This window comes from Natrialba sp. SSL1 (genome assembly GCF_001861355.1).
In the GTDB taxonomy this organism is placed as follows: domain Archaea; phylum Halobacteriota; class Halobacteria; order Halobacteriales; family Natrialbaceae; genus Natrialba.
On record NZ_MASN01000030.1, the window covers coordinates 282,059 to 299,841 of the forward strand.

Here is a 17,783-nt window from a genome sequence, read left to right on the forward strand (position 1 = left end):
ATGGACAAAGCCGACTCCTGTCGGCGTGCCGCCTCCGATGCTGTCGCGGACGTCGAACCGCCGCGATTGTCCGGGCTCGTCGACGCCGTTCTCGACGAGGCGTCGATGGTACCGGGAGCACTGACGATCGAGAGTGCGACGATTCACGCGCCGGCTGGTGACGCCGATGAGCGCACTACTGGGACCACCGACACCGCAGACACGACGGACACTGCTGGGGCTACCGAGACACCCGGCGGTGTCGACTCCGAGGCCCTGCACACACACGCTGCCGGTGTCCAACTGATTTACGAGGGACTTCGGCTCACGCGAACGCTCGCTCACGAGGAACCCTGGGAACAGCCGATAACAGCAACGGAAGGCGAGGTCTCGGACGGTATGGACCCAGAAACTTCCGATCTCGCGATTCTCGCCGCGGACATTCTCGTCGCTCGCGGCTTCTATCTCCTCGCACACACTGACGCCGCCGAAAAGGCCGTCCAAACCGTTCAGGCGTTCGGACACGACCAGACCAGGCGTAGCGAACTCGCCACACGGTCGCCAGCCGCCGCATCAGACGGCGGAACGCCGGTCAGCGAAGCGAACGTCGCCTGTGAACTCGAGGCAGACACTGGCGACATCGATACGGACGGCGGGACCGGTACTGATGTCGAGCCGAACACCACCGCTCACCCCCCATCACCAACGACGCTCGACACCAACCTCGAGCGTGACATCATTGAACTCGCCGTTCGAACCGGTGCCGCTGCCGTCGACGAAACCTCGTCACCGCAGGTGCTCGAGCGTGTTGACACGCTCGCCGCCAGACTCACGACGACCGCGCCACCAGCGTTCCCACCCGTCGAAACGTGTCAGTTCACACTCGACCCGACGGCAACCGACCACTCACCCGAAGAGTGCCCCACCGAGCATATCACGCCAGCGACGGACCCCTGAGACGGGATTACGTGAAACGGACTCGGACGGTCCACAACTGACCGACTCACGCTGACCTGGCACCGATTGAACGAGCCAGAACGGAACGAAACCGACCCTCAGATTTTCCAGTCCGATTCGTCCGGGTCCATCCAGTTGGTTCCCAGTCTGGACTGTCGCTTAACAGGTGTCACCAGAACCTAGTCGTGCCTGGATCGGCAGGAGTCTCTGTATTCTCCGTGCATGATGCAGTCGGGGCAGCGAAATCGTATCGACTAGTGACGTGAAATCGCCTGACACGGCTGCCGTAGATGGAAAGGGATATAACCCATGGCACTACTCAATCTAAATGCGCGCCTGGGTAGCTTAGCGGTAAAGCGCGTCCTTGGTAAGGACGAGAGCCCGGGTTCAAATCCCGGCCTAGGCTTCGAATTTTTCAGTAGCGTTCTAGTAGTGGAGAATCCCATTACACCAGTTAGCCACGCTGCTGATGACTGGTAGAAAGTGAGTTCTACAGGACCACGAAGAACGACAGCAAAAACCGGTGTGGGTGCAGCCGGTTTTGGCTTGGTGGGGAGTGGTGGGGTGAGCACGCCACCACCGTCGTGATGGGTGCACGGGAGACAATCTACTGGGAGAGGAGACCGTGTCACTGAGGGACGGTCGCCAATGGATTGTTGTCTCCCGTGAGAGGGTATCAATGCAATCAATATAAATATACAGGATGTTCTAGGACATGATCCCATTCAAATATTTTTTGTTGTACCATGTTTCCCACACCAGCGGCTATTGTCTTAGAACGTTCCAATGCCCGTAGCCGGGCGCTATTATTCAATCGGCCAACAAGTTAATGGACGTGTGTACGAACCGATGCACTGGCGAGGAAGCCATCACGGATTGTCGTTGCCACAACGAACACCCGACGAATGAGGTTCCTCGCCGTTCCGACGTCTTCAAACGGAGACACGCCATCCACATTCGGATGAGCGGGCCTGTGCTCGTCTCTGGGACTGGGCACACGCACCGAGTTGCTGGCAGGACGCTCACCGTCCTGCTGGCGACCGTGTTCGGCCTGCACCAGTGCAACCACTGCAACGAAAAGAGAATACTTGTCGCGACGACACAGAATTGGACAGGCTCGTAGCGACAGCGATCAAGCTGCCAAAATCGGAGGCCGTCCCATTCAGCAGCGGTGTGGCGTAGCCAGCAAAAGCGGTGTGCCTCTGAAACCGGTGGTGGAAACCGGTTACGGACTGCAAGCGGATACAGTGGGTGAGTACCCGCTCTGACCGTGCCCTGACTGTAGCGGTGGCAGTGCAGAGGAGTCCCCTGGACAGACTGGTCGTTCGATGGTAACGACAGTTGGTGGATGTGTTCCTCTGCACGTACCCATTCGAACGATTCTATGTAAGTATGTCGTATATTTTAATAATATCGTTTGGAGATTAGCCTACTAATCGAAATACGTCCACCAATCCCCGAGATCGTTTCGGCTGAGGGGTGGATCAGCCACGAGGTGTGCTAGTTGCGGTTGCTGCTCGAGTACCCTGGAGACAGTCTCCGACCAGCATCCGGTTCTCACCCGGACTCGAGTACACTCGCTGCGTTCAACACCGTCGCGTCGTCGAATCGCTGGCCGACGAGCATGAGTCCGGTGGGCAGGCCGTCGACGGATCCGGCGGGAACGCTAACGCCCGGATGGCCGGTGCGGTTGAACGGCGTTGCGTTGTGGATCAGGGAAGATTCGTGCAGGCGGTCGTACTGATCGCGATCAGGGTCGTGTTCCGGCGGTTTTGTAACCGCTGTCGGCATCGCGAGCAGGTCGACGGTTTCGAGTACCGAGTCGTATCGTTCGGTGAGTTCGACGACGAGATTCATTCCCTGGGCGTAGTACCGCGAGTGGTACTCGCTGTTCGTGTACGCGCCCATGAGTAACAGGAGTTTGAGCCGTGCGGGGAGGTCGTTGCTCTGTGCGCGACGCGCCTTGCCGAAGCTCTCGATCCAGGACCGACTGTACCACGCCTTCCAGCCGTGGCCCAGCCCCTCGCCGAGCATGGCGTCGAGCAGCCCTTCCGACGTACAGACGTCGTGGATATCCTTCGCGTCCGAATGCATCGGAACGGAAACGTCTTCGATCGTCGCCCCCGCCGCTTCGAGGTCGTCGATCGAATCGCGGACCGTCTCGAGTACCGCTTCGTTCGCGCCGTCGATATCGAACCCCTCCTCGAGGACACCGATCGTGAGATCGGAGACGTCTCCGTCGAGGGCGTCCTCGTACCGTTCGGTCGGCACGGGGGCGTGCGAGCGGAGGTCGCGTTCGTTGCTGCCGGCGATGACGGTGAGCGTTCTGGCGACGGTCTCCACATCAGGTCCCATCGGGCCCGGGTGGTCGATCGCGTGCTCGATGCCGATACAGCCCGTGTAGGGTACGAGTCCGTACGTCGGCTTGTGACCGACGATGCCACAGAAGGCTGCCGGGACGCGGACGCTGCCGCCCTGATCGGAGCCGATTGCGGCGTCGACCTCGCCGCGAGCGACGGCGACGGCGCTTCCGCCGCTCGAGCCACCCGCCAGGTAGGCTTCGTCGTGCGGGTTCGTAATCGGGCCGAACGCGCTGTGACCGGTCGATGTCATCGCCATGTCGTCCATGTTCGTTTTCCCGACGATGTCCGCACCGGCCTCGAGAAGTCGCGTCACGATCGTCGCGTCGCGGTTCGGCACGTAGCCTGCGACGACCTGCGAGCCACAGGTCATCTCGACGCCGGCGACGCAGACGTTGTCCTTAATGGCGATCTCCCAGTCGCCCAGGTCACCGCCGTCGTCGCCGCCGACGTAACACGCGCTCACCCAGGCGTTGTGCGGGTTCTCCTCGGGCGGCACCCGCGTCCCGCCGCTTCGCTCGCGCCGCTCTGCCCCGCCGAGTCGCGGCGTCGGCTCGTAGCGCATCACTGTCTCGTAGGCGTCGCGTTTCTCGTTGGCTAACTCGACGAAGGACTCGAGTTCCTCGTTAGTCAGGTCGAGAAACAGTTCGTCGCCGAGCTCGTCGAAGATGGCTTTCGTCGGCGGTCGTAGGGGCATACCCGAATAGTTGGCCGTTTGGCCCCTGTGCGTGCAGGTGGCACGCGCAAGCAACGGGGATTCGCGGCTTCCAGCCGTACACATTCATCCGTTGAACATACCACCCCACAACAGTACCCGCACGAACGCCGATCGAACGACAGTGCAACTCGAGTGCCAGCCCGCTGACTCTCTGTCACACCCACCGCTCTGCGACAGCTAATGCAAAAGAGTATCGAGGTCGAGTACTGGGTCGTCGATAGCGATGGAGCGCTCACAGCGCCCGGTGAACTGGTCGATATCTCCGAATTCACCGAGACGGAGTTCGTCGACTGTCTCTTCGAATTGAAGACCCCACCGTGTGAAACGATTGCCGAACTTCGACGGACGTTCATCGAACAGTTGTGCGAGGTGCTCGACCGGGCAGCCGAACTCGATAAATCGCTCGTCCCGCTCGGGACACCGCTCAACAGCGAATCGATCGAACTCCGAGCCGACGAACGCGGCCAGATCCAGCGCAAACTACTTGGAACGGACTTCAACTACGCAAAACACTGCGCTGGAACGCATCTCCACTTCGAGAAGCGAAACGTCACCGACCAGCTCAACACGCTCATCGCGCTCGACCCGGCGCTTGCACTCTGTAACTCGTCGCCGTACTTTCAGGGCGAGTACGTGGCGAGCAGCGCTCGCGCGTACATCTACCGCAAGCGGTGTTACGCAGACCTGCCGAATCACGGCCAGCTCTGGAACTACGTCGAGACCGTCGCCGAGTGGCACCGCCGACTCGAAGACTGCCTGGAGGAGTTCACCGAACGAGCGGCGGCGACGGGGATCGACGAGGCACAGATTACGGACCACTTCACGGCCGACAACGCCGTCTGGTCGCCAGTCCGACTCCGTGATGAGATGCCGACCGTCGAGTGGCGCTCACCAGACGCGACGCTGCCGAGTCAGCTCTTGCAACTCGTTGCGGACGTCGACTCGATCATGGAGGACCTCCACCACGCAAACGTCACCATTGGCGGCGAAACCGCAAAGCGTGACGCAGACGAGATCGTACTCCCCACGTTCGACTCACTGCAGGAGTACGTCGACGCCGCGATGATCGACGGCCTCGACTCGCCGGCAGTCGTCGACTACCTCGACCGACTGGGATTCCAGCCGGATCGCTACGAGCCGTTGACAGCGGAGTTCGATACGGACAGTTCCATCTCGCTCACAAAGGCACGTGACCTCCGACTCGAGTACGCAACCCGACTCGAGCGCGACGTCGAACAGCTACGGGCGAGCGTGTAACCGAGCGCGACAACGGGACAGCAACACGGCCCGCTCACCACGTCTCGATGCGCCCCTCGCGAACGTCCTCCGCACAACCCTCACAGTCCGGATGTCCCGCCTCGTAACACGCCGGTCGATACTCCTCGTCGAGCATCGCCGCTCGCCGCTCTGCATACCGCCGGCAGACCAGTTTCACGCGCCCCTCATCGTCCGAGGGGAGCTGTCGTGCATTTTTCGCCACTTCGTACGCCTGCTGTGCCTCCTCGAGCTGTCGATCCGTCGACTCCCGAAACTGTTCGTACTGCTCGCCCGCCTCTTGCAATTTCGACCGAAGGAACCGCTCGAGCCGACGCTCATCCGACATACTAGTACTGGTTCTCGTTCGGCCGCCTGCCACATAGGCCCGTCGCTGCTCATAACTACGTGGACTGTGGAAGGGTGTACTCGAGTTCGGTAGAGAACAGAGTGCACAATCGGCTCGATGTGTGGCCAGACGATGCCGTCACGGAAGTCGGAGAGTAAGGGTTAACTACAATCCCCGTTTTCTTCCGCGTAGACGGGGCCCTTAGCTCAGTCTGGTTAGAGCGCTCGGCTCATAACACGACCGGCTCTGTTCGGTTGTGTGGGATACCGAGTGGTCGATGGTTCGAATCCGTCAGGGCCCATTGCTCAGAAGAATTGGCGTAAGAGGAACTCAGGGGGACAAAAACGGTGCTTATTCGATTATAGAACACTTCGATCTGACGGGACCATCCAAAATGTGCGGGTTCTGAGCTAGCCGAATTCGGGACGGTGACGCGTGTATGATTTACTGACTTCGATCCAGAGAAACTGGATCCGCTTTCAAGAATCAATGAGGCTTCTGAGCTGCTTGTTTGTGTAGAGACTACACCTTGCTTTGGAGTCGCTCGCGGCGTTCCTCGAACTCTTCATCCGAAATGTCGCCTCGGGCATAGGTAGCCCGCAGTTCCTCAATCGCAGTATCTTGCTGTTGCGTGCTGGGCTGGCGGATCACACTGTACAGAAGATACCCTACACCAAGAAGGATAAGTAATGGTACCAGCGACATGAGTAGCCACATCCACGCGGCTCCCGTCCCGTCCCACACCCCGCCATTCCACATATGTCCCCCACCCCATAGGCCCATCATCGGCATCATGAGTGCCATCATTAGGATGGGGACGAGTACGATTGCAGCGACGACGATCACGATGGTCCGAACGAGAGAGTATTCAGTTGCCATATCGACTAGTACAGCCTCGGACGTTTTTTATTCACCGCAAATTCCATGTCGTGGGAACATGTGGTTTGATTCAGATGACAAGGAGGTCTATTGCCACTGAAATGGTTCTTGAGGGACTGACGCAAGTGAAACGAAAGAGATTGCAACTGAATGTTGAGCCAATATCAATAAGTTCGATAGACATGTCTATTAGCCAAGGAGGGTCTAAAGCATGATTTCATCCATCCTCTCGACCGTGGGGGACGCACTCTGGACGACTGGTTACTTCCTCTGGCAGTCGCTGTGGGCCCTTCTATTCGGGTTCATGCTATCCGGGGCGATACAGGCGTTTGTCTCCAAGGAAGGGATGGTCAATTACATGGGCGATGGGAGTCCAAGATCGATTTTCTACGCATCGGCGTTCGGATTTGCTTCGACATCTTGTTCGTTCGGGGATATCGCAGCGACAAAAACCCTCTTCAAGAAAGGTGCGCACATCATTCCTGCTGTCGCCTTTTTAATTGCCTCGACAAATTTTGTGATCGCACTCACGTTCCTCATTTGGGCGCTCCTCGGTTGGGAGTTCGCACTCGCACAAGCAGTCGGTGCGCCGATCATGATTGTAACTGCGGTGATACTCACGCATTTCCTGATTCCGTACGATAAGGCCGCCGAAGTGAGAGACCGTCTCGTGAGAGAGGAGCAACCCGTCGTCACTGATCCCGTTTGCAAGATGCGGATGAACCGTGAGAATGCCCTCGCTGTTGAATTTAAAAACGAAACCGTCCACTTCTGTTCGGGCCAATGTAAATCGCTCTTCGAACAGAATCCAGACACGCACACGACGTCTTGGAGGGAGAAAATCTCGTCGCTGAACGGCTGGGTGGAAGCCGCGAATCAAACCCGAAGGGACGTTAAGATGCTCGGAAAGCCCCTCTTAGCAGGATTTTTCATCGCTGGGTTTGCTGCGACAGTAATTCCTGATTGGGCGTGGGCGGCCTTCTTTGGAGCAGGTGGTGAGGGTTTCACGGAAGTGCTCTACAGTAGTGCGGTCGGACCGCTGGTATCGCTCGTAGCGTTCGTCGGGTCAATGGGTAACATCCCGCTCGCAGCGGTACTGTGGGGGTCAGGATTCCTCTTCGCTGGTGTCATCGCGTATATTTACGCAGATCTGATCGTCCCACAGCTCATCCACATCTACCGACAAATATTTGGGTCGAAAATCGGCAATCGACTGACCCTCATCCTATACATATCGATGGCGACGGCCGGATTCACGGTGTACTACCTGTTCGCAACGCTCGATCTGATACCAGAGGCAGCAGTTGCTGACCCCGGTGCCGGTATTACGGTGTTCGGTGTGGATCCGATTTTCATCATGAATGTACTCTTCATTCTCATCGGACTCGGATTCGTCGGTCTGGTCCTTCGAGGTCGCAAAGCAGCACCCGGTGATCAAGACGTCGAAGATCCAGTTACGGGGGCAGAACTCACGGTAAAGAACGCCGATTACTGTACCGTATATGACGAGTCGATCTACTACTTCGAGAGCGACAACTCACGAGAACAATTTTTGCAATCTCCAGAGTCATATCTCTAACTAGACCAGAACACCATCGATTTCAGCCCTAGAGCATCACCGTCTCCCGGAAACAATCGCCGATCCGGAATCAGGGTATGTCTTGGAGATTCCTACTGTCTGAAAAATACATCTGAAGACATCAGATGTGAAAGACTATTTTTCGTGGTAGATGAGAATATCGCCTTCTCGCAACTCAAATTCCGAGTCTGGATCGAGATATAGCTCGTCTTCCCGGGCGATGCCGATGACACGAGTGGGTTCCACCGAACAGGGATTAACCTCTGAGCCGTTCACGCGTGTAATCAGGACGTTTTCACCGCCGTGAATCGGTTCGGCAAGCACAGTAGCAGCGAGCATCCGGCCGGTAATATCTGGGAGTTCAAGGACGTAATCAGCACCGGCTCGGTCAACCCGACTAAGAGCGTCACTCTCCGCTACTCTAACAAAAATTTCAGCAGTAGCGTTGAGATCTCGAATAAGCAACGTCGAATATACCGCCTGTCGATCCTCAGGGAGTGAAACGATAACGGCGTCGGAGTTCTCTACGCCCGCATCTAGCAATGTGTCTTTCTCAGTTGCATCACCGACGATGTCGACGTGGTCGCCTTCATCGGTATCCACGACAGTTGGATCCGACCCCCACGTTTCTAGTGCAGATCGAACTGTTTCTCCCACCGTTCCATGACCGAGGATAACGATCCGGTCTGACGTTTCTCCAGTCGTTATCGGATATCGTGTGGCAAGCGATTGTCCGATGACCCGTTGTGGTTGCACAATGCGATCGACTCCAGCCGAGCGGAGATACGGCCGGTGCATCTCGTCGGCGAGCGTTGCGGTTATGGGAACCGTCGGGGCTACGTCGCGGATCGCAAGCGCGACATTTACTGTCATTTGGTCGTCACCTGCCACGATCGCAGCCTGGGCACTTTCAACTGAGGCGTTTCGGAGATTGGACTCTGATTCAGGGTCGCCGTGGTATACCATGTGGCCGAGGTCGTGAAGGGTTGCCGCTCGATCAGCGTCGGGTTCGATAATCACGTACGGATGTGGATGGTCATGGGACTCGATCTGTGTTAGAAAAGCGTGGACGTGTGGAGTGTGTCCTGATATGACGATGTGATCTTCGAGCGGCTCAATTTCGTCAAACCGTCTTTGCTGAATCAACTCTCGAAACCAAGGGACGATGATCAGTGGGAGCAGAAGAAATAGAAGCAGAATGCCGGTAAACTGCATCACTATCGTAAACAGGTTCATGATTGCCGTCTCCCACGGTGCGTCTTGCCCGTATCCTGTCGTCGTCAACGACTGGACGACAGTCTGGAGGGCACCACCGAGAGACAGATTTCGATCCTCGTACGCGGCCATTCCGTACCAGTAAGCGGCTGTGTAGACGCTCACGATTACGGCCACGATGACGACGTACAGTGCGATGCGTTGTCCGATACTCAACTTCCGGAGCCGACGTGTCATCTTCAATGACCACTGGCTGAGTTTCATGCGCATGCCTCTACTCTCGTCTTCTCGACGAATTTGAGTCGTTCATAGGGATTAGCCGTTACACGAGTGTTATTTGTGACTTCCGTCTTCCTCCCTCATTTCAAGCATATTTAAGTGCATAATGTGCAGGTGCGTCCCGACGCTGTACAAGAGCAAACCGAGTCCGACGAATAGCGCGGGCATCACCATTACATCGTATATCGGAATCAGGTTCGGAACCGCGAGCGCCAGCAGTCCGACGAGGAAGGTCAGGACGATGATGCTGAATCCGGCCTGAAGATACCGGTAGCACGTCTTCGAATCTGGTAACAGCTCGATTTTATATTTCTCTCCCATATTCCATCTATTCTGTCAGCAATGCTTTCAACATCATCATTATCCCTTGCGACCACCGATCAGAACGAGGATCGGAACGACTCGAACCCTCGGTTAACGAGGAGCCGTAGTCGAAATTGCCGGTATCGATAAAACACGTTCGCGTACACCCAGACGAACAGGGTGAGTATTCCGGCGTCCACCGTTATTTCATCGATGTACTGCGTGTGACCTTCTTCGGTCTCGGCGATTGTAATGGTGTGATCCCACTGAGATACGAGCATTCCCTCACCGTCGTCTCGAATTTGGTATCGCTGCTCTCCGGGAGTCGTCTTGACCGTCGGCTTGGAGACGTCTATCCACTGTTTTCCGAGCGGAAGGATTCCAAGCGCACGTAACGAAACCAGGTATCGCCCATCGTTCCAGATCGTTGGAAACGACTCTGGATCGAGCGGAGTGAACGTCATCAGCGGCCACGAGACGAACAGCAACAACTCGGGTCGGAGCACTTCAACCCACGCTCGTTCTGGCGTACAATCCAGTTCCGTCGTGATACGTGCCTGCATAGTGGAAGTACTAAACCATCCCGGCTACTGAATTCGTGAGCGTCTCTCACCGTCTCTCAACGGTCTTCCTCGCCAGTAAGCAACTGATCGAAGTCCAACTCATACTGTGAGATCAGCCCGCCGTAGGAGTTGGGCGTTGATTGCGACGATAACAGTACTCGCCGACATCAGGACGGCACCGATAGCTGGTGAAAGCAGAATGCCGATCGGAGCCAACACGCCAGCCGCGAGCGGCAGCGCAAATACGTTGTAGCCGGCCGCCCACACGAGGTTCTCCTGCATCTTCCGGTAGCTCTTCCGACTCAAACGGACGAGATGTGCGACGTCACGGGGATCGTTCTCCACGAGGACGACATCAGCGGACTCCACGGCAACGTCAGTCCCCGAGCCGATCGCAATGCCGACGTCAGAACGCGTCAGCGCGGGCGCATCGTTCACCCCGTCACCAACCATCGCTACCAGTTTCCCCTGGTCTTGGAGTTCGATAATCTTCTTGTCCTTGTCTTCGGGAAGGACTTCAGCAAAGTACGTGTCGATGTCGAGTTCCTCGGAGACAGCGCGAGCGACGTCTTCAGTATCGCCGGTGAGCATCGCAACCTCGACATCCATCTCATGGAGCGCGCCGATCGCCTCGAAACTCTCGTCTCGGATCACGTCCGCGAGCGCGACCGCGCCCACTGCCTCGCCGTCTCGAAGCAGATAGACAACCCCCTGGCCCCGCTCACCGGCTTCGTCTGCGAACGCTTTGAGATCGGGGTCGGGTTCAACATCGAGGTAGCGTAGCAGGTTGGGTCCACCGACGTGGACCGTCTCGCCGTCTCGCACGCTATCCCCGTCCACGCCGGGAGTCGCCGCCGCTTCGACTTCGATGGTCGCGCGAACCCCGCGGCCTTCGAACGCTTCAAATTCGCGCACACTTGGTACGGAAAGCCCTCGTTCATCGGCCTCCTCACGGATCGCCTCTGCGATCATGTGTTCGGAGTCGCCTTCAGCGGCAGCCATCACTGCCAGCAGTTCGTCCTCATCCCAGTCGTCAGTCGTGGCGACATCGACGACTCCCTGCTCACCCTTCGTGAGCGTACCTGTCTTGTCGAAGACGATCGTATCCAGGTTGCGTGCCTCCTCCATGGCGATCCGATCACGGATGAGCATCCCGTTGCGCGCTGCCATCGTCGTGTTGATGGCAACGACCAGCGGAACGGCGAGTCCCAGCGCGTGTGGACAGGCGATCACGAGGACGGTGACGACCCGCTCGACGACCGCCAACCCGAAGCCCGCGGCGACGGTCCACGCAACGGCCGTGACGGCCGCCACGGCGATCGCCGCGTAGAACAGCCAGCCCGCGGCTCGATCGGCGAGCACCTGCGTCCGCGATCGGCTCTGCTGGGCCTCCTCGACCAGACGCATGATCCCCGAGAGCGTCGTTTTCTCTCCCGTCGCGGTGACGCGAACGCGAAGGCTGCCGTCGCGGTTAGTCGTCCCGCCGATCACTTCGTCGCCAGGTTCCTTCTTGACTGGTCGGGACTCGCCGGTAATCATCGCCTCGGTGACGTTCGACTCACCTTCCTCGACGACGCCATCGGCGGGAACGTTCGCACCCGGTCGCACGAGCACGAGGTCGTCTTCAGTGAGGTCGCCAACGCGGACTTCTTCGGCCTCACCGTCCTCGGTGATCCGTTCGGCTGTGTCCGGCATCAGCTCTGCTAACTCATCGAGCGCGCCCGAAGCGCGCCGGACGCTGCGCATCTCGATCCAGTGGCCGAGTAAGAAGATAACGACCAGCGTGACGAGTTCCCAGAAGAACGGCTCGCCGATTCCGAACGCGACCGCGGCGACGCTGTAGACGAAGGCGACGGTAATCGCCAGCGAGATCAGCAACATCATTCCCGGTTCGCGGTTCCGTGCTTCTACTGCGCCCATCCGAAGGAATGGAACTCCACCGTAGAGGAAGACGATCGTACCGAGAACTGGTCCGACGAACTCGCTGCCGGGGAACGTCACGGCCGCGTAGCCGAACCAGTCCTGAAGCATCGGGCTGTAGTATAGTACCGGAAGCGAGAGTACGAGGCAGACGAAAAAGCGCTGCTTGAACATCTCTTCGTGACCGGCGTGATCGACGTGTGCCTCGTGGTCGTGATCAGCGTGATCTTCGTGTGCGTGGTCAGACGGCTCGTGAGCGTGTTCCGCATGCTGTTCCTCCCGAGATTTGTGTCGAGCCGGCGGCTTTTCAGAACGGTCACCCCTCTCGGCGGTCAGTCCACAGACTCGACAGCACGGGCAATCACGGTCGGTCGGCTTTTTCTCCCGTGTTTGCTCTTCATGGACGCGATGCGAATCGGGCGTGTCCGCGGGATCGTATTGTGACATGGGTAGTGCCTCCCTTGCAGCCGTTCCCCAGATTCATCGGGTCCTTCACTGGAGAGAGTCCGCGAGGAACGAACGGAACGGTTCATTAACGGCCGCTGTTCTTGTTGTTCGTCGCACAAAATCCTAATTATTGGGGTGCTACCTCCTTGAATGGCCAGAAGCACCTCCGAACGAGACCAAGTTGGGGGTTGTAAATCAACAATCCCAGTCGTCTCGCCACTCCTCCATCAGTTCAATCTCTTCCTGCTGGGCGTCGATAATATCATCCGCAAGATCGGCAACGCGCTCGGATTCACCTTCGTCCAAAACGTACTCGGACATCACGACGGCTCCTTCGTGATGGTGGATCATGTGTTCGGCGAACAGGCAATCGAACTCCTCGTTTTCGGCGCGACGGAGTTGCCGCCTGTCGTCGTGGGTCATCATGTGTTCACGTGGCATCATCTCCCCCATCTCGTCGGGACCCATTCCATCACCCAAGTCGTCGTCATCGTGCATTCCGTCACCCATGTCATCGTCGTGCATCTCATCATTGTCGTGCATCCCGTTCCCCATCCCGTCGCCGCGCATCATCTGTCCCATCTCGTGGGGCATCATGCTTCCCACCTCGTCACAACCGGCGACGCCGGCATCGTCGAGCAATTCACACATGAGATTGATCTCCGCTTCTTGCTCCTCGATGATCTCTGTCCGGAGATCGAGCAATTCCTCCCGGTCGGTTCTCTCCGGGATGAGTTCGGCCATCTGGATCGCTCCCTCATGGTGCGGAATCATCATCCGCACGAACATGATGTCCACAGCGTTGAATTCGGTGTCTTCGTCCTCATTCTCGTCGTCCTGTGTTCCAGCGGTTACGTAGCCTGCGAATCCGACCGTGCTCGCCGCACCAGTCGCACAGAGCATCTGCCGTCGTGTTGGGTTATCCACCATAGTTCTATGATCCCACCCACCAATCTAGTAAAATGCGGACTGGAATACGCAACCTTTTGTTGTGCTCGACTATCCGTGAGCGATGGCACCACCGGAATTCGAGTTTACAGTACCTGAATTCGGACAAAATTCGAACAGTGGCTCCAGCCCGACTGGCTAACGGATCGATCTTTGTAACATGAGACTCCTGTGTGCAACGTAGCAGAGCACACCGGAGGACACAGTAGTCTGTGTGTCAATAGATTTCTGTATGCCCAGTATCACGGCCAACGTGGACGACGACCTCAAAGCGCGAATGGAAAACCACCCGGAGATCAACTGGAGCGAGGTCACACGACAGGCCATTCAAGCGAAGATCGAGGCGCTCGAAATGATGGACGAACTCACCAGCGAGAGCGAACTCACCGAGCGCGACGTTTAGGAAATCGCCGACAAGATCAACGAACGTGGACGCAAGCGCGTCGAAGAAGAATCGGAGTAGACTCGACGAATGAAGCTGGTCATTGACGCCAACGTCGTCATCTCTGCACTCATTGCTGATTCGAAAACGCGGGAACTCATCGTTACACTCGAACCGATCTCTTGACGCCCGCGTTTGTCCACGACGAAGTCGAGAACTCCGAAGACCTGATCGTGGCGAAATCCGGAATGGAACCAGATCGAGTGGTACAGTTCATCAACCTCCTGTTTCAGTACATTGAGATCGTTCCTGCCGACGACTTCTATCCGGCTATCGAGACAGCCGAAGCAGCAATCGGTGACACCGACCCTGACGATGTACTGTACCCCGCGTGTGCGATTGCCAGCGATGCTGCCATCTGGAGCGACGATTCTGACTCCGACGAGCAGAACATAGTCAATACGTACTCGACGAGTGATGTAATCAACTATTTAACACGATCTAATTCGGCAGATCCGTCTCTCAGTATTACGACCGCTCACGCAGAGATGAATAGTGATCACCACCAGACCTGGTTCAAACCGTTCAATGCAGGCGAAGACAGTAACACTATGGTAGAGTGGAAAGCGCAGCACCGCGAACGAGCGAAGCGAGTGAGCGACCTTTTTCATCGACTTCTTTGCGCCTCGTGATTTCCCCCTTTGCTCGCAACCGCTCAGCGCAAAAACTTTGGTAGGCATTTTCATATAACGGATAGTTCTGATCACTGGCGGCATTAGGACGCGGGAATTTGCTCCAAATAAAACGACACCAACGACACCGCAACGAGGATCAGTAGCATCAATACCGTCTGTATTGAGAGGCTGCTTGTAAGGCCAAACACGCCAACTGCAAATAGCGCCACACCGATCAGCAGAATCGCAAACTGGTGAAATCGTAGGATAGCCATTGAACCAATTTATTTTATGCACTTAATTGTCAGGAAGGTATTGCCGTCGCTGCCGTAACTTTTCACGTTCTGATCGCTGATCATAGTGGCGGTCAAGAACTGCTTCGCTGGCGTCCATTCGATCGCTCACGACGTTCTTGGGAACGTCAGATTTGAGAAAATGAGTGCTCGCGCCACGTCGGATTGGGTGTGGGCTCAACGAGGAAGGACACGCATGTGAACGCTCGGTAGGTACCGCGTCACACTCATCAGGTTCTCTGTCGTGAGGACAGTTATCGGTGTATACGCACGGACGCGTGTACTGATAAACTATCGTTCGGCCACGGGTTCGGCTCAACCGATCGATTTTCGTCGCAAATAGTGGCTCCCGGTTGTGCTGATCAGCGACGCCAGGATGATTGACCGAGAGCCAGTCATCAAGCACGTCACAGACCGGCTCACTCAGTGCGACGAGCCGTTCGCTCTTCCGTCCATTCTTGAGCGAGGTACCTTCCTCGGATCGGTGGACAAGCGTCAGGTACTGTTCGTCGCTATTGTAATCTTCAATATCAAGCCCAATCGCTGCGCCGATTCGAAGTCCAGTGTGCCAGAGGACCTCCATTAGCGCGTGTTCTAAGCGCGCGTAGCGATATTGATTGAGAAATTCTAAGATCTGCTGGGCACGATCTGGGTTCAGTAATTCGGTGCGAGCATCGTCTTCAGTCGTCGTCGGGAGAATGATTTTTTCGTCGAGCCCTGGTTCGACTGCATCGATCGTCGCACAGAATCGGAAGAACATCCGCAGGGTCGCCAGCTGTCCTTTCATACTGGCAGTTGCGAGCTCGTCTTCGTTTCTGCGTTTGACGCGGAAACGATGGATGTCTCGTCCTGTGAACTCGTTGAGATTGTCGATGCCATCCTGTTCACACCACTGGACGAACTGCTGGAGCCGATAGCGGTGTGATTGGATCGTCGCGTCCGCGAGTTTGTGACGTCGTTCGTCGAGACACATCTACATGGCCTCCGCTGGTGCGAGGGGTTCGAGGTTTTCCGTCATTGTCTCTCACTGAAGGCCGAAGACAGCGAGTTCTAAACACCATCATAGGCGCTTCTCACCCGCACTAACAGCTGGCTGAGACTCTCGAAGATTCTGGACGTTCCCCGTCAGGGCTGACGCTCTTCCTCACCGTAACCGAGACCGACAGTGTGCACTCACACTAACTCGAGTACGGTTCTCAGCACGGAACACAGACAAAAAACATCGTGAGGGGAGAAAGCGGCCAGCACGGAGAGCGAGACCAGCGTTCAGTAGTGACTCACGAAGAGGAGTTACTGCCATTTTGAACGAAACCAGACCGAACCGGGTCAGACCGGCGTTCCGAAGGCGTACATCGTCTCGTGGGCCGTCACTTCGAGATCGACGAAGTCGCCGGGCTCGAGTCCGTACTCGCTCGCGTTCTGCACGATGAGCTGGCGGTACGCGGCGTCCCGACACTTCACGGAGTCCGCAGTCCCCTCCTCGACGACCAGCACGTCCTCGCGGATCTCGCCGACCATATCTCCGTAGGCCTCGCCAACGATATCGCGCTTTACCGCGCTCATCTCCTTCGAGCGGTCCTTCTTGATCTGCCCGCCGAGCCCCTTCATTTCCGCTGCGTCAGTACCCGGCCGCTTCGAGAACCGCGTGACGTTGATCTTCTCTGGACGCGTCTCGCGCAGCAACGCCATCGACTGCTCGTGGTCGTGGTCCGTCTCCGTCGGGAAGCCCACGATGAAGTCCGTCGAGAGCGTCCAGTACTCGAGTACATCGTCGAACGTCTCGATCACCTCGAGATACTCGCTCACCTGGTGTTGGCGGCGCATGTCGCCGAGGACGTCGTCGCTGCCGGACTGGACGGGGGCGTGCAGGAAGTTGTAGAGTTCGTCGTTGGCGGCGAACACGTCGGCCAGTTCCTCGCGGATGCCGTGGACGCCCTTCGGATTGGCCATGCCGACGCGGACGCGGAAGTCGCCGTCGATGGCACAGATTTCGGAGAGGAGTCGGTGGAGCTTGCGCTCGCCCTCGTCCCAGCCGTAGACGCCGGTGTCCTGGCCGGTAATGCGAATTTCCTTCGCGCCGGCGTGGATGAGCGCGCGAGCCTTTTCGACGTTTTCCTCGATCGAGGGGGAGTCGATCTTGCCGGTCGCGCGCTTGGTGATGCAGTACGAACAGTCGGACATGCAGCCCCGAGCGATGGGGAGGATGCCGACGACGCCGTCCAGAATCGGCTCGGCGTCGGGGGTCGTCGTCGGACACTCGCCGTTGGTGACGGCCTCGGGGACCTCGTCCCAGTGAAGCACCTGACCGTCGACGTCGGCCTGGGCGAACTCCTCGCCCTGCGCAAGGGCCATACAGCCGGTGATGAAGAGGTCCGCCGTCTCCGCAGAGAGCTCCTCGGCACGGCGAAGCATGTTGCGCTCGGTCTTCTCGACGACGGTGCAGGTGTTCAGAATGGCGACGTCGGCGTCGTCCGGTCCGTCGACCCGGTAGTGGCCGGCATCGCGGAGCCGTCGCTCGATCTCGCGACTTTCCCCGCGATTGGACGTACAGCCGTACGTTTCGATGTGATACCGGGCCATCGTCGTACACCGGTATCGGATCCGGGCGGCCAAAAGCCCGACGGATCGCGGCCGCGGTGCACGCCGGTTCCATGCCGGGAGATGACCGTCACACAACATTTTTG

14 protein-coding genes, 2 tRNA genes and 1 pseudogene are annotated in these 17,783 nt (G+C 57.6%); 7 read left to right on the top strand and 10 right to left on the bottom strand.

The features are described 5' to 3' along the window. Both BBD46_RS09400 and BBD46_RS09405 read left to right on the top strand, forming a co-directional pair. Positions 1-936, top strand: a complete 936-nt coding sequence (locus BBD46_RS09400) for a DUF7114 family protein (RefSeq protein WP_071401450.1) — start codon at positions 1-3, stop codon at positions 934-936. A gap of 334 nt (positions 937-1,270) precedes the next feature. After that, positions 1,271-1,342 (top strand) — tRNA-Thr (locus tag BBD46_RS09405). A 1,151-nt stretch (positions 1,343-2,493) separates the two neighbouring features. Here BBD46_RS09405 and BBD46_RS09410 read toward each other — a convergent pair. Beyond that, positions 2,494-3,993: an amidase family protein gene (locus BBD46_RS09410; protein ID WP_071401451.1), complete on the bottom strand. Its 1,500-nt coding sequence runs from the start codon at positions 3,991-3,993 to the stop codon at positions 2,494-2,496. Between the two features lie 201 nt (positions 3,994-4,194). Between BBD46_RS09410 and BBD46_RS09415 the strand changes: the two genes are divergently transcribed. Continuing rightward, positions 4,195-5,271: a glutamate-cysteine ligase family protein gene (locus BBD46_RS09415; RefSeq protein WP_071401452.1), complete on the top strand. Its 1,077-nt coding sequence runs from the start codon at positions 4,195-4,197 to the stop codon at positions 5,269-5,271. A 34-nt stretch (positions 5,272-5,305) separates the two neighbouring features. Here BBD46_RS09415 and BBD46_RS09420 read toward each other — a convergent pair whose 3' ends face one another. Beyond that, entirely contained in the window at positions 5,306-5,617 is a 312-nt protein-coding gene (locus BBD46_RS09420) for a DUF7091 family protein (RefSeq protein WP_006653737.1), read from the bottom strand. Between the two features lie 195 nt (positions 5,618-5,812). Here BBD46_RS09420 and BBD46_RS09425 point away from each other — a divergent pair. Next, positions 5,813-5,918, top strand: a tRNA-Ile gene (locus BBD46_RS09425). A gap of 221 nt (positions 5,919-6,139) precedes the next feature. Here BBD46_RS09425 and BBD46_RS09430 read toward each other — a convergent pair. Then, positions 6,140-6,496 (bottom strand): SHOCT domain-containing protein, encoded by a 357-nt coding sequence (locus BBD46_RS09430; RefSeq protein WP_071401453.1) that lies wholly within the window; start codon positions 6,494-6,496, stop codon positions 6,140-6,142. A gap of 211 nt (positions 6,497-6,707) precedes the next feature. On the opposite strand from BBD46_RS09430, the gene BBD46_RS09435 reads away from it, so the two are divergent. Beyond that, positions 6,708-8,075, top strand: coding sequence for a permease (locus tag BBD46_RS09435; RefSeq protein WP_071401454.1), 1,368 nt, complete (start codon positions 6,708-6,710; stop codon positions 8,073-8,075). 135 nt (positions 8,076-8,210) lie between these two features. Here the strand turns inward: BBD46_RS09435 and BBD46_RS09440 are convergent, their stop codons facing one another. The 5 genes from BBD46_RS09440 to BBD46_RS09460 form a co-directional block, all read right to left on the bottom strand. Beyond that, positions 8,211-9,554 (bottom strand): potassium channel family protein, encoded by a 1,344-nt coding sequence (locus BBD46_RS09440; RefSeq protein WP_171908181.1) that lies wholly within the window; start codon positions 9,552-9,554, stop codon positions 8,211-8,213. Between the two features lie 69 nt (positions 9,555-9,623). Further along, positions 9,624-9,890: a hypothetical protein gene (locus BBD46_RS09445; RefSeq protein ID WP_071401456.1), complete on the bottom strand. Its 267-nt coding sequence runs from the start codon at positions 9,888-9,890 to the stop codon at positions 9,624-9,626. A gap of 59 nt (positions 9,891-9,949) precedes the next feature. Further along, a complete protein-coding gene (locus BBD46_RS09450; protein WP_071401457.1) occupies positions 9,950-10,435 on the bottom strand; it encodes a hypothetical protein in 486 nt (161 codons plus the stop codon). Positions 10,436-10,534: 99 nt separating this feature from the next. Continuing rightward, positions 10,535-12,802, bottom strand: a complete 2,268-nt coding sequence (locus tag BBD46_RS09455; protein WP_071401458.1) for a heavy metal translocating P-type ATPase — start codon at positions 12,800-12,802, stop codon at positions 10,535-10,537. Between the two features lie 195 nt (positions 12,803-12,997). Further along, positions 12,998-13,705: a DUF305 domain-containing protein gene (locus BBD46_RS09460; RefSeq protein ID WP_071401609.1), complete on the bottom strand. Its 708-nt coding sequence runs from the start codon at positions 13,703-13,705 to the stop codon at positions 12,998-13,000. Between the two features lie 277 nt (positions 13,706-13,982). On the opposite strand from BBD46_RS09460, the gene BBD46_RS22630 reads away from it, so the two are divergent. Both BBD46_RS22630 and BBD46_RS23520 read left to right on the top strand, forming a co-directional pair. Further along, positions 13,983-14,153, top strand: a complete 171-nt coding sequence (locus BBD46_RS22630) for a hypothetical protein (RefSeq protein WP_171908182.1) — start codon at positions 13,983-13,985, stop codon at positions 14,151-14,153. 69 nt (positions 14,154-14,222) lie between these two features. Further along, positions 14,223-14,617 (top strand): annotated as a pseudogene (locus BBD46_RS23520) (PIN domain-containing protein); the annotation flags it as partial. A 486-nt stretch (positions 14,618-15,103) separates the two neighbouring features. Here BBD46_RS23520 and BBD46_RS09470 read toward each other — a convergent pair. Both BBD46_RS09470 and BBD46_RS09475 read right to left on the bottom strand, forming a co-directional pair. Then, complete coding sequence (locus BBD46_RS09470) at positions 15,104-16,072, bottom strand: tyrosine-type recombinase/integrase (RefSeq protein WP_071401459.1); 969 nt, start codon at positions 16,070-16,072, stop codon at positions 15,104-15,106. Positions 16,073-16,425: 353 nt separating this feature from the next. Continuing rightward, the gene (locus BBD46_RS09475; protein WP_071401460.1) at positions 16,426-17,679 is read right to left on the bottom strand and encodes a tRNA (N(6)-L-threonylcarbamoyladenosine(37)-C(2))-methylthiotransferase; all 1,254 of its coding nucleotides are present in this window, start codon (positions 17,677-17,679) and stop codon (positions 16,426-16,428) included. Positions 17,680-17,783: the final 104 nt, after the last annotated feature.